11 protein-coding genes and 2 pseudogenes are annotated in these 11,844 nt (G+C 59.8%); 2 read left to right on the top strand and 11 right to left on the bottom strand.

All coding sequences use genetic code 11. The features are described 5' to 3' along the window. Positions 1–223 precede the first annotated feature (223 nt). The gene (locus ACFW0H_RS07740) at positions 224–622 is read left to right on the top strand and encodes a YkgJ family cysteine cluster protein (protein WP_377690957.1); all 399 of its coding nucleotides are present in this window, start codon (positions 224–226) and stop codon (positions 620–622) included. Positions 623–852: 230 nt separating this feature from the next. Here the strand turns inward: ACFW0H_RS07740 and ACFW0H_RS07735 are convergent, their stop codons facing one another. The 3 genes from ACFW0H_RS07735 to cptA form a co-directional block, all read right to left on the bottom strand. Next, positions 853–1,767 carry a DUF808 domain-containing protein gene (locus ACFW0H_RS07735; protein WP_422913314.1) on the bottom strand — a complete coding sequence of 305 codons (915 nt, stop codon included), beginning with the start codon at positions 1,765–1,767 and terminating at the stop codon, positions 853–855. Positions 1,768–1,875: 108 nt separating this feature from the next. After that, positions 1,876–2,361, bottom strand: a complete 486-nt coding sequence (locus ACFW0H_RS07730) for a hypothetical protein (protein WP_422913313.1) — start codon at positions 2,359–2,361, stop codon at positions 1,876–1,878. Between the two features lie 215 nt (positions 2,362–2,576). Then, entirely contained in the window at positions 2,577–4,343 is a 1,767-nt protein-coding gene (gene cptA, locus ACFW0H_RS07725) for a phosphoethanolamine transferase CptA (protein WP_422913312.1), read from the bottom strand. Between the two features lie 149 nt (positions 4,344–4,492). Here cptA and ACFW0H_RS07720 point away from each other — a divergent pair, with 149 nt between their 5' ends. Beyond that, complete coding sequence (locus ACFW0H_RS07720) at positions 4,493–4,633, top strand: hypothetical protein (RefSeq protein ID WP_422913311.1); 141 nt, start codon at positions 4,493–4,495, stop codon at positions 4,631–4,633. A gap of 156 nt (positions 4,634–4,789) precedes the next feature. On the opposite strand, the gene ACFW0H_RS07715 is transcribed toward ACFW0H_RS07720, so the two are convergent. From ACFW0H_RS07715 to ACFW0H_RS07680, 8 genes and pseudogenes are all read right to left on the bottom strand, one after another. Beyond that, the gene (locus ACFW0H_RS07715; RefSeq protein WP_422913310.1) at positions 4,790–5,485 is read right to left on the bottom strand and encodes a hypothetical protein; all 696 of its coding nucleotides are present in this window, start codon (positions 5,483–5,485) and stop codon (positions 4,790–4,792) included. Positions 5,486–5,699: 214 nt separating this feature from the next. Next, complete coding sequence (locus tag ACFW0H_RS07710) at positions 5,700–6,530, bottom strand: helix-turn-helix transcriptional regulator (protein WP_422913309.1); 831 nt, start codon at positions 6,528–6,530, stop codon at positions 5,700–5,702. Between the two features lie 532 nt (positions 6,531–7,062). Then, positions 7,063–7,459: pseudogene (locus ACFW0H_RS07705) on the bottom strand (transposase); the annotation flags it as partial. Positions 7,460–7,609: 150 nt separating this feature from the next. Next, positions 7,610–8,434, bottom strand: coding sequence for a hypothetical protein (locus ACFW0H_RS07700; protein WP_422913308.1), 825 nt, complete (start codon positions 8,432–8,434; stop codon positions 7,610–7,612). A 104-nt stretch (positions 8,435–8,538) separates the two neighbouring features. Continuing rightward, positions 8,539–8,898, bottom strand: a complete 360-nt coding sequence (locus ACFW0H_RS07695) for a hypothetical protein (RefSeq protein WP_422913307.1) — start codon at positions 8,896–8,898, stop codon at positions 8,539–8,541. An 81-nt stretch (positions 8,899–8,979) separates the two neighbouring features. Continuing rightward, on the bottom strand, positions 8,980–10,368 hold the full coding sequence (locus ACFW0H_RS07690; RefSeq protein WP_422913306.1) for an IS4 family transposase: 1,389 nt from the start codon (positions 10,366–10,368) through the stop codon (positions 8,980–8,982). A gap of 565 nt (positions 10,369–10,933) precedes the next feature. Then, positions 10,934–11,626 (bottom strand): transposase, encoded by a 693-nt coding sequence (locus tag ACFW0H_RS07685; protein WP_422913305.1) that lies wholly within the window; start codon positions 11,624–11,626, stop codon positions 10,934–10,936. Positions 11,627–11,718: 92 nt separating this feature from the next. Beyond that, positions 11,719–11,844 (bottom strand): annotated as a pseudogene (locus tag ACFW0H_RS07680) (transposase); the annotation flags it as partial.

Raw genomic sequence — 11,844 nt, 5'->3', positions numbered from 1 at the left:
GGATGATTGAGCGCCGGCCAGAATTTACAGGAGCAAGGTACCGGCCCAATAGAGACGAATGCCGGCTGGCCCACAGACACAGAAACTTCTTACAGCTCAGCACGAGATCCGAGAATATGTGACGGGACGATGGGAAATTTCACACTCCCCGACGGGAAACTGTTCACTTTTTCACCGACATCGCTATGATGCCCGCCCCAATTCCCTACCCTGCTCGCCGACCATGAAGACCATGATGATCGTCGGTGCCGACCTCGACCGGACGGACACCTGGATCAAATACGAAAAGACCATGTGCCACGCCTGCGTCTCCAGTTGCTGCACCATGCCGGTCGAAGTGCGTCTGAGCGACCTGATCCGCCTGGAGCTGGTAGCCGAGTTCGAGCGCGGCGAGCCGCCGAAGAACATCGCCAAGCGACTGATGAAAGATGGCGTGGTGGAGCGCTTCAACCAGAAGTCGGGGATCTTCACCCTGACCCGCATGGGCAACAACGACTGCTACTTCCTCGACCGCAAGAGCCGTCTGTGCACCGTCTACGACAAGCGCCCGGAGACCTGCCGCAATCACCCGCGCATCGGCCCGCGCCCAGGCTACTGCGCGTTCAAGCCGATCAGCCGCTGAGCCCTGTCGAGCGATGTGCAAAACGGTAGGGTGCGCTGTGCGCACCAGACATGGTCCAAGGCTGGGTCAGGTTTCCGCCTGACCACCTGAATTGGTGCGCACGGCGCACCCTACGGCCGACCCTCGCGCCAGGCGGCCCCGCCCGTGCCCCGTAGCCATGTAGGGTGGATAGCGCTTTTCTATCCACCAGCGAGGCCGCGCAAGGCACCGATGGGTATCGCCCTCCAGGCTCAGCCCCTGACGGCGGAAATCACCTTCTTCACCAGGCTCACCCCCGCCAGCACCAGCGCGCCGGAGAGGATACCCGCCAGGCCGTCGACCAGTATCTGCACCAGCCAGGAGAAACCGCCGGAAGCGGCCAGCACTGGCTCCAGCAGGTGGTGGGCCGCCGGGATGCCGTGGAGGATGATGCTGCCGCCCACCAGGAACATGGCAGCGGTGCCCAGCACCGACAGGCCCTTCATCATCCAGGGCGCGGCGGCGAGGATGGCGCGGCCTACGGCCTGGGCCGCCGAACTGGCCTGGCGCACCAGGTAGAAGCCCAGGTCGTCCAGCTTGACGATGCCGGCCACCAGGCCGTACACGCCCACCGTCATGATCAGGGCGATGCCCACGAGCACGGTCACCTGCTTACCGAACGCGGCATCGGAAACCGTGCCGAGGGTAATGACGATGATCTCGGCGGAGAGGATGAAGTCGGTGCGGATGGCGCCCTTGATCTTGTCCTTCTCCATGGCCACCAGGTCCACGTCCGGGTTGGCCACGGCATCGGCCAGGGCGGCATGGGCCTGTTCGTCTTCCTCGTGGCTGTGCAGCCACTTGTGCGCCAGCTTCTCGAAACCTTCGAAGCAGAGGAAGGCGCCGCCCAGCATCAGCAGCGGGATCACCGCCCAGGGCGCGAGGGCGCTGATCAGCAGGGCCGCGGGCACCAGGATGGCCTTGTTCACCAGGGAGCCCTTGGCCACCGCCCAGACCACCGGCAATTCGCGCTCGGCACGCACGCCGCTGACCTGCTGGGCGTTCAACGCCAGGTCGTCACCCAGCACACCCGCGGTCTTCTTCGCGGCGACTTTGGTCATTACCGAGACGTCATCGAGCAGGGTGGCGATATCGTCGATCAGGGTCAGCAGGCTGGCTCCGGCCATGGTGGGTCCTTGCAGAGGGGATCGGGGGCTTTCGGGCAGGCGAACTACAGACAAAAACGCCCCGCCGGTCAACTCGAAATCACCACCACGGCCCAGCCCAGCCCCGAATCAGGGCGGCGCGCTCAGAGCATCCATGGCCCGTGCGTAACTGCGGTCCCATTTCCGCCGGATCAGCTCCGCGGGCCGCCAGGCGCGACAATAGAGGCTCCAGGCGTCCCCCACGTCCCCCACCGGCGGCAGCCGCTCGCCTTCGATGTGCAGGCGCAGCCTGACGAAGACAGCTGACAGCAGGTCGTCATGCTCCAGGGCGGTGAACACCCGCTCCTCGATGGGTGGCACCTGCTGCTCATCGCAGACCGCCACCGCCAGGGCGGCGGTAGCCGGGTGCCGCAGCACGGCGCCTACATTGTCGTCATCGGGGTCGAAGCGCCAGTAGCCACGCTCAGGTCCGATGGCGGGCCGTCGATGCTTGAAACCACTCTCCTGCAGGCCGATGGCCAGCAGCATCACCTCGGCCCTGGCGCCCCCCAGGCCCGGAGGCAGCATGGCCAATGCCGGCTCGAGGATGGTCCGGCGAATCTCTCCCAGTTTCATGCAGTCCTCCTGCGTTGAGGCAGGCCGCAACCATTGGTGGCATGCGGCGATCAAGGGAGGACCACAGCATGACCGTGTCGCGGCTTCAACCAGGCGCGGCGCGCTAAGGACAATTCGTACAGCATCCCAATCCACCGACGGACACCGGGGATGACGGCAGGGATTGGAGAGCCGGACCTGCGCCATGGGCATCCCCAGGCGCAGGCGGGCGCGGGTCAGCCCTGCGGGCGCTTGTCGGGCGCGGACTCGCCGCTGACCACGTCCATGTCACGGCTCCTGGCCTTGGGCTTGATCAGGCTGAAGTCGATCAATGCCTTGGGCTTGTAAGGGTTGCCGATCAGCAGCGGGCGCGGCTGGAAGGCAGCATTGACCAGGCTGCGGCTCGGATCGAATTCATCGAAGCTGACTCCGGCCAGGTCCGCCCAGGTGTGAACGAAGCTGGCACTGCTGTAGGGCCGGCCCAGGCTGGCGCCGAGTTCCAGCGGGTGCCCGGCGCGCCATTGCGGCGAGCGCCAGAGCATGAAGGGGATGGTGTACATCGGCGCGGTGGGCGCCGCCTCGTTACGGCCCAGCACCTGCGGGTGCTCCGGGTCGAACACCGCTTCACCGTGGTCGGACAGGTAGAGCAGGAAACCATTGGCGCCGCTGCCGGAGAAGCGCTCGATCAGGCTGGACACCACATGGTCATTGAACAGTACGGCATTGTCGTAGCTGTTGTAGGTGGACAACTGGTCGTCGGTGACAGTGGCGGGCACGCCCTGGCGATCGGTGAAATGGTCGTACGCCGGCGGGTAGCGGTACTGGTAACTCATGTGGGTGCCCAGCAGGTGCACCACGATGAACTTGCGCGGCGCCGGGTCGGCCAGCACCCGCTCGAAGGGCGGCAGCACGTCATCGTCGTACTGGCGGGCATTCTGGTTGCGATTGTTGTTCAGGTAGAACTGCTCATCCGCCTGCTTGGAGAAGGTGGTGAGCATGGTGTTGCGCTTGGTGAGTGTCTGCTGGTTGGTGATCCAGTAGGTCTTGTAACCGGCCTGCTTCATCATGTTCAGCAGCGAGGGCTTGGTCAGGTAGAGATCGGGATTCTGCTCGTCGGCGAATGTCAGCACCTGCTGCAGCGCCTCGATGGTGTACGGGCGCGGGGTGATGACGTTGTCGAAGACGTCCAACTGGTCACGGATGCGGTCGAGGTTGGGCGTGGTCTGGCGCGGGTAGCCATAGAGGCTCATGCGCTGGCGGTTGGTGGACTCGCCAATCACCAGCACCAGAGTCGCCGGCAACCCGGCGTTGGCATCCTTGAGGTTGGCCAGCGGCGCGATGCGGGCGTTGCCCTCCAGCAGCTCGTGCATTTCCGTCAGCTGCTGACGGTACTGCCGGTAACCCACCAACAACTGCCAGGGCACTGCCGGTTCCATGCGCTTCTCGAAGCTGTCGCGGGCGGCCTCGAAGCTGTCGTTGCCCAGGCCCTGCTTCACCGCCGGATAACCCACCAGCGCCACTAGCAGCGCCAGGCTCGCCACCAGCGCCTGGCGCCGGGGCAGATGGACCGGCCGTACGCGCGTCCAGAGCAGCACCGCGCCCAGGGCGTAGCCGAGGAAGGCCGGCACCATCCACCAGGCAAAATACTGCGCCAGGTATTCCGAACCCTCCGCCACGTTCGACTCGAACATGATGAAGATGACGCTCTGGGAAAACTCCTGGCCGTAGACCAGGAAGTAGCCGAATGCCGGCAACGAGGCCAGCCAGAGCAGCCCACCGACGACGGCGGCGATGCCACGGCTGCGCTGCGGGAACAGCAGGACCGGAATCAGCCACAGGCCACTGAGCAGGAAAGCCTGGCGAAACCCGGTGAAACCGCTGGTGCCGGTGACCTGGATCAGCAGCTGGGTCACACCCGAGAAATACCAGAAATAGAGGAAGAGCCAGCCCAGGCCGGCCCAATCGAATGGCCGATCCTCGGCCTTGCGTGCAGCGAAATTCATAGACCTCCGCCCCGGTCAAAACTTGAACGGTCGAGTTGCTCGAAAAGTAGGGATATGACTGCGGAAATCTGAAAAGTTCGTCAAATCCTGGCTGAAAAGACTGGATAAACCGTCTTTCCGGTGTGCGGCGGAATGGGCAAGACCCAATGATGATGGCGCTGGCCGGGCAATTGGCGGGCATCTGGCTCCGCTGCGTGACCAACGTGGCGTTGATGGAAGCGCCGAGCGGGCTGGCCAAGGATTGCGTCGGGGTCAGGCCCGGCTCGGGCAACAGTAAGCCCCTGATGTAACGGACGCCCTGCCCCGCCGGCTGAGCCAGAAGCCGCATCCCTGAAGAACAACGCCCTTGTCGGCCGGGCCGGCAAGGGCGCTGATCAGGGACCACGCCGGAGCGGCTGCTCCTGTCAGCGGCTCCGGGACGGGATGGGCTTCAATCACCCGCCTGGTTACGGCTGCGGCGGTTGTTGTGCCGGTTGCTGCGGCGGCTGGTCCGGTACTGCACGCAAAGGCTCGACATTGACCGTGAAGCTCCTCCGCTGCCCCGTTTCCTCGATCTGGTGGACGCCTAGGCCGGATACCGTGCCGGTCGTGCCAGCGGCAAAGGCCCCTGGCTCCGGCCCCCTGACCCTGAAGTCACGATCGGATTCGCAATCACAGTCCGGCGCCCCTACGAAGGGCCCGGCATTGAAGGTGCCATCCTGGTGGAAGTGCGCAAAGCCGGGGTGTATATCCGCGACGAACTCGTTGTCCTTGTCATCCAACACCGGGTTGTCATCGAATGCCCGGCCCCGAATACCCCTGAGCAAATCGAACTGGTTATTCAGGGTCAGGTTCCACGTGATGCGCAGGCCGAAACTGTCTACGGCTGCCGCCGCCTCCTGGACGAATTGAATGGCGATGGGCCTAGCGTCGGCAAAGGTCAACGTCAGGTCCAGCGTGCCCTTGTTGCGCCCATCGCCGGGGTTGCCGGTGAATACGCAATTGCTGACCTGGGTGTCGTCGAAGGTGATCGACCAGCCGGTATCCCTGCCGGCGTCGGCCAACTCACAGACACCGGCATGCGCCGGGGTAGCGTAGAGCCCTGCACCGACGATGCTGATGGCGAATGGAACGGAGTAGACCTTTAACCATTGAGTGAACATGGCTTGCCTCCGGATCAAGGAGAGGGGCGAAGTCGTTCTTCCTGAGTGTCGCCGCGAACCGCCCGCGGCCCTCGCCCAATGCGTGCCGAAAGACACCTGCTTGGATTCTTTGTGCGTTCTCTCTGGATGGCGCGGCCGGAAAAGCACCCGGTCTGTGCTGCTGTCGTCTCCGCCGTTGGCGGGAGCCTGGTTCTGCCATCGGCAGACCAATTGTTCATTCTATTGGCCGAGCGGGATCGCCGTTGTGCAGCTCTTGCAACGCGTTGTGCATCTGTTGCGGACCGGTGGTGCAGCGGAACTGCGAGGGGGTGATGCCCACATGCCGACGAAAGGTCCGGGTGAAGTGCGAGACATTCGGAAGGCCCACGGCGCAAGCGACCTCGGTAACCGTGACGCGCGGGTTGATCAGCAGCTCCAGGGCGCGCTCGAGCCGGTATCGGCAGAGGTAATCGCGAAAGGTCAGGCCGAAGGCACGCTTGAAGGTCCGGCTGAACTCGTAGATGCCCATCTGGCAGGAGCCCGCGACGTCCTGCAGCCTCATCGGCTCGGAATAGTGCCGTTCCATGTAGTTCAGGGCGAGTTGCGTCACCCCGAACGAATGGCCCGGCGCGCTGACCCGGCTCTCCAGCGGGATATAAGGCGCTGGCATGGCAATCTCCCGAGGCGCCTGCTGCAGCGGCAGGACGCCCAGGAGCGTCGTGATCCGCGAGCAAAGCTCCTCGGGCGTCACCGGCTTGACCAGGAAGTCCCAGACGCGGGTGCGAAATGCCCATACGGCCAGGGCTTCCGAGTGCTGGAGGGTGAGCATCAGGATGGGCAGGGACGGGTAGGCCTGCTTGGTGGCACGCAGGGCCTGCAAGGAAGGTACGTCGGGATAGTCGTACTCGAAGCACGACAACAGCGGTGCGGCTTGATCGATGCTCTGTGCAATGGCGGCCCGTTCAACCACACGCCAGATCTGGAATTGCGCGTCCAGCTCCCCTACCGGGCTGGGCGCCGCCTTGTTGGTACGAAGGTCCGCCCAGACGAGACATGGCAAGTTCATCACTCAGTCTCCCAGCACACTTCTGGCCGTCGATCCGGCCGTCTTATTGAAAGGAAGGGACAATCGGCCCGCCGACTGCCCGACGGGGGTGTGGCGAACACCGGACCGCTGGATGGGACATACCGCACATTCGCGCCCCCCGCGCCCTGACGTACCCCGGTCGCGGTCAGTCCCGCGACCGGGTTTGACGACGATGGAGGGAAAGCCAGCCCACAAGCGGAGAACCACCATGCATGACGCATACATCCCCACCTTATTCCATCGCCACAACCGCCCACTGCGCGGGGTGATGATCGACAACCAGCCCCGGTTTTCCGCCTACGACTTCGCCCGCCTGCTCGGCCTCTACCATCGGCTGGCCCTGCCGCGCCGCCTCAAACCCCAGAAACCCGCCGCATCCGCCGCTGCTACGCCACCGGCAGCGAAGAATCCATCGCCGCCATCAACGAAGCCGGCCTCCACAATGCATTGATCCGGTTCGGCCACCCGGAGTGCCAGCAATTGGATGAATGGTTCACCGACGAAGCTATCCTCACCCTGCACGCCCGCACCGGGTTCGGTTCGATATAACGACTACAGGCCAGCAAGCAGGCATCGGACGGCACGATGCTCGACTTGAAACGGCTTTCCCACAGGGTGCCGGAACGGCCTTCCAGTCGATTGCGGTAGCGCGTTGCGCGGGCCGCCAAGGTCTTCATCAACTGGCTGAGTCCGCCCAGGGAATCATCCGGCGCCAACAGCAGGTGCACATGGTTGGTCATCAGGCAGTACGCATAGACCTTGACTCCAAAGGCATCCTTCAACTCGCGCAAGTCGGCCAGGTAGCGCTCGAAATTAGCGTCTTCGGCAAACACGACCTGCCGGTTATGGCCACGCTGAACAATGTAATGTGGATAATTTGGCAATAAGGTTCGCCCGACCCTGGGCATGGCTGCTCCCTCCATGAAGACCATTACCTGACCACTCGGGATTGTCTTGAATCAGATTGATCCTCTCGACAGATCGGATCGGCTATAAATTTAGAGTAGGAAAAATTAATTTATCCCCTTTTCCGTCCTCTAAATAATCGGGGCTTTCCCCTATTGCGCCGTGCTTAGATCTTTCTCAAACGCCTGCTGTAATTTGAATTCATCATTGCAACCCAAGGACTTTGCAAAATTCACCCTTTCTATTTTTTCAAGGATATCGGATCTATTATTACCGCCGGGCATCATTGCAAGTAGATAATAAGCATCCGCTTTGAATTGTTCGTACGTCAGCATGGCAGGAGCTACAGCCGCCATGACTTTTGAAAAAGAGTCCAGGGCTGCCAAATCAGGGATTTTGTCCTCCCTAAAACAAATAGATTGTTTGGAAGGCAATGGATAATAGTCCTTGCTTGGGTCATTAACTTCCAAGGAATTTTCCAGATCCTCAATCATTTTCTGAATTTCAGGACCCTCAGCCTGAAATCGTAGAAACGATTCATTGCACCTATTGAAGAGCGCCAGGGCGCCTGCCAGTAATTTCCTATCTGCACTAACCTGATACAGACGACAAACCTCACCATCCCTAGCTTTCCGTTTTTCAGGATCTGTGATCCTCTCCTCGACTAAAATATTTGCCAGCAAGTATGGCGCCACCGGATGCCCACCTTCAGCGGCCATTCTCAAGTTATAGCGAACACTCTCAGTCAAAGCCTGGACATCTGCAAAATACATCTTGTACGCATCGCCATCCTGCCCCTCTTGCCCCCTCTCCATCTCAAAGACCTTATTGGCTAGAGCCAGGGCATCCTCCATTGACCGTTGTGACCTCTCATAATACTCATCAATGCTGACGTCCCCCATTGTTGTAGGGGCCGCAGCAAATGCGGTAACTAAAAAAAACACCAAAAAAAAACCAACCACAAGCAATATTTTCATCTTCATCCCAACAAATTAGAGAAAAATAAATCTATCCCCTTTTCTCCCTTTTCTCCGCCCCCTTTTCTCCTTGCCCTTTTCTCTGCTTTTCTGCTGCTTTTCCTCTATGAGTTCCCGATATAAATATTTCCATCTGGCAGATTTAGCACCCAAGGCTCTATAGACGAGGCACAAAAGACATCAAGCCTTCTTCCATCAGAAAATAGAATAGACGGATCAATAGGTTGTTTGTCATTAATCCATGATAAACCAACAATCGAAAGCCCCAAAAACCCCCCTATAAGCTTATCCGCATCATCATCCCAGCACGCAAATAGCAAATCATTATTTCTAGAAACCCTCCACGCACTACTGGTGACAAACCTCCAATCCCGCCCGGAAACAATCAAACTATCGCCATCCCAGACAACATCCAAAACACAAAGATGCAGAAAGGAAATTGATAGCTTAATGAAATCGAACATTAGTCAACCTGCTCTATATGAGTTCTTTATCTAATCCACTGCTTTCCTTTCTTTCAAAAAGGGGACAGATTTGAATGGCACTTACTTAGCCCTTTTGGGATGACCGCTTCGTTGTATTTCGGCGCGAGCCGAGTGGCGTGTGCGGGTCAGTAAGGGATAGGGTTTCGGCCTTCGTTTGAGCGCGCGTGGTTCTACCCGTCCGGCACGGTTGCCGACGCGTTGCTGAGCGACCAGGAGCAAGAGGCCATTCAGGTTTTCGGATTGGCTCATCGCCTCAGCAAATGGCCTCCACGCCAGCCAGAGCTGAAGGCTGTGCTTGAAGCTCAGCTCGCGCGGCAGGCAGTCGGCCAAGGAGGCCGATTGCGCCATGATCAAGCGGATCAGGTTGTGTGCCAGCAGATACACCCAGAGCTCCTTGATGGCCATTGCCGGGGTTTTGCAGCTCAGCATCTCGAGCCCCATCGTGGCCTTGAGATTGCGCAGATCCAACTCGACGTGCCAGCGGCTTCTGAACAGGGTCTTCAAGGCGGCCTTTGGAGTTTGGCCGGTGCAGCGCAGGGTCGTGACCAGAATCTTGTCCCCCGCTTTCAATTCCCGAACTTCCAGCCGGTCAGGTACTTGCTCGTAATACGCAACGCTCATCCACGCCGGACGTTTGCGGGGCTTTTCCAAGGCAATCAGGTGATCCCGCGTCCCCAGGCGCTTGCCCCGTCGAAAGTCGGTACTGCGTCGGCGCGCGTCATATTGCTCGAACACCCCATCGATACCGCGGCGTTGCAATTCGCACAGCAGAAAATAGGTTGCGTAGTAGGCATCGCCCACCAGGACATCGCCGGCATTCAAGGTATCGAGCATCGACCGCAGCAGGGTCTGCTCATCGCCCCCCTTGCCTCGAAAACGCCCCAGCGCCGCGTCCAGCACCGCACCACTGGACAGGCAGACAATGCCCACCAGCCGACAAATCGGAAACCCCAGTCCCGCTTTCTGCCCACGCGATTGCGGATAGGCCGCCTGGTTGGCGGCCGTATCGGGCATCGCGACTGTTGTCCCATCCACAAGCCGCACGGGCCGGCCCATCCATTGCCAGGTCTGGGCCGCATAGGTGCTGATCAGGCGGCCGGTCGTGCGGACCAGAGTGGACACCATCCCCATGGGAAGCCGCTGACGCGCTCGACAGTAGCCACCGGTGTGGGTGCTGCAGGGTTTCAAGCCACCGAGCAGTTGCTTGATGGCCAAGTCATTGACGGCCTTCTGGCAGGAGCGATCCGCGCTTAGGGCCTGCGCCATGAACATCGACAGCGTCTCCGTCGGCGGGAACAGACGCTCGCGATGATCCGGCAGCAAGGACTCGACGCAGTCGAACAACTCGGGGCCGGTCAGCAGATTGAAGAAGGCGTAGGCATCGGTATTTGACGCTTGCCGGCGGATGCGCTGCTGTTGATGAACGATGGTTTGGCACCTAGGATTCATGTGGGCTGCTCCTTGGGCTCGGTGTGTGTTCGCAACTATCACCGTAGACCAGGAGCAGCCTTCCTTTTTCTAATCAATCAGTTAGCCCTAAGTAAGTGCCATTCAAATCTGTCCCCTTTTCTCTCGCCTGATCGTTCCACGTATTCATTGAGCCTGTAGTTTTACCCCAAATATCTGGATTTCTACCAGCATGCTTAGACAGCGCGTGACCGATTACAGTACTGCCTTTATAAGGAGCCTGAGCAGACTCAAGTACGGTCTTAATCTCACCGAATGACGCAACTCCTTTTGCACCTTAGAGTCCTAAACCCTCGCGCTCCATAACCGCCGTCAACTCCTTCGTTATCGTCAACGCCTCGTCCATAGGGACCCCTGTCCTTAACAAATACTCTTGCCGGCCAATTAGAGCGAAAGACTCCCGAAGACATGAAAGAACCAATTCTAACTCTCGCGAGTTCAAGCTAAGCATGAATTCTGCACCAGAACCTTTTTGCAAATTCATAACGACCTCAATATGGAACAGTTTGAGCAGGAAGGGACGAAAAAGGGGACAGATTTATTTTCCCTACTCTAATTTCGGTCGCCCCTGCTTGCGCCGTTCAATCCGTACGCCCGCAATACGCTCAACCTCATCCACGAAGCGGTTGTTCCCCGTCAGTTGGCCGCGTTGAATGGCCTCTCGAATCAGGTTCAGTTCCTCGGCGGGCACTGCTTGCCTGACGAACTCGGCATACCGGCGGCGCCGTTCTTCATCCGTAGCGCCGAGCGCTTTGAAACACGGGTCGTCGTCCAACCAGTTCTGCTCAGGTGCGCTCCCAACGCGCAGGGCATAACTGGACCAGGGATAATCTGCTGTCTCCGCCACCATGCACGCCCGCACCGGGTTCAGTTCGATGTAACGACTGCAGGCCAGCAAGTAGGCATCGGACTGCACGATGCTCGACTTGAAGCGGCTTTCCCACAGAGTGCCGGAACGGCCTTCCAAACGATTGCGGTAGCGCGTTGCGCGGGCCGCCAAGGTCTTCATCAATTGGCTGAGCCCTGCCAGCGAGTCATCCGGGGCCAACAGCAGGTGCACATGGTTGGTCATCAGGCAATACGCATAGACCTTGACCCCGAAGACATCCTTCAACTCGCGCAAGTCGGCCAGGTAACGCTCGAAATCAGCGTCCTCGGCAAACACGACCTGCCGGTTATGGCCACGCTGAACAATGTGATGTGGATAATTTGGCAATAAGACGCGCCCGACCCTGGGCATGGCTGCTCCCTCTACGGCTCTCTAAATCCGACGGCCCTACCCTTTATGAAAAATTAGAGTAGGAAAAATAAATCTGTCCCCTTTTCCTGTCCATGGTTGGTCATCAGGCAATACGCATAGACCTTGACCCCGAAGACATCCTTCAACTCGCGCAAGTCGGCCAGGTAACGCTCGAAATCAGCGTCCTCGGCAAACACGACCTGCCGGTTATGGCCACG

Origin of the sequence: Metapseudomonas cellulosilytica, from assembly GCF_049334135.1 — a bacterium.
Lineage (GTDB): Bacteria > Pseudomonadota > Gammaproteobacteria > Pseudomonadales > Pseudomonadaceae > Metapseudomonas.
Note: the sequence above shows the minus strand (reverse complement) of the source record. Positions and strands in the feature narration are given on the sequence as shown.